The 542-nt window shown below is 48.9% G+C and carries 1 pseudogene; it reads right to left on the reverse strand.

The annotated features are described in order from the left end of the window. A pseudogene (locus tag OKB81_RS20735) lies at positions 1-513 on the reverse strand (ISAs1-like element ISKpn9 family transposase); the annotation flags it as partial. Positions 514-542: the final 29 nt, after the last annotated feature.

Genomic DNA, 542 nt, shown 5'->3' on the forward strand with positions numbered 1-542 from the left:
AATACTGACTAAACACCCTTTTAATTCAAGAAGTTGGAGTAGCTCAGGTATTGCCGTGATCTCGTTAGATTTGTCAGCGACTTTTTGCTGGCCAACACACATCCCCAGCTCAGTTGACCAGACATTGACCATATGAACAGCGTTGGCACCTCGCCCTTTAGCGGTAGCACGAAGAGCTTTACCATCAACCGCTAGTTGGCCAACCAGCTTATCATCGCCCATGATGTCGCCGATCCACGCTTGAAAAATGGATTTCAGACTGGCGGGAGGCAGAGTGGCAAAAATGCGGTTGAATGTGTCGTGTGATGGAATGCCGCCAGGCAAGCTCAACCAGCGCCGGAACCATGGCTCTCGCTCTTGAGCAAACAAGGTAATCTCGCTCCAAGTATCAAAACCGCACATCATGGCGCAGATGGCCATGAAAACAACCTCTGACAAGATATGCGAGCACTTGGCCTGATTGCGTGGGTCTGGAATTGATTCAAGGTAGTCGAGCAAAGACTTCTGGGCCATAAAAATAAACAGTTAGTTAAGATCTCGAC

The organism is Aeromonas sp. QDB56, assembly GCF_027705505.1.
Taxonomy (GTDB): Bacteria; Pseudomonadota; Gammaproteobacteria; order Enterobacterales; family Aeromonadaceae; genus Aeromonas; species Aeromonas caviae.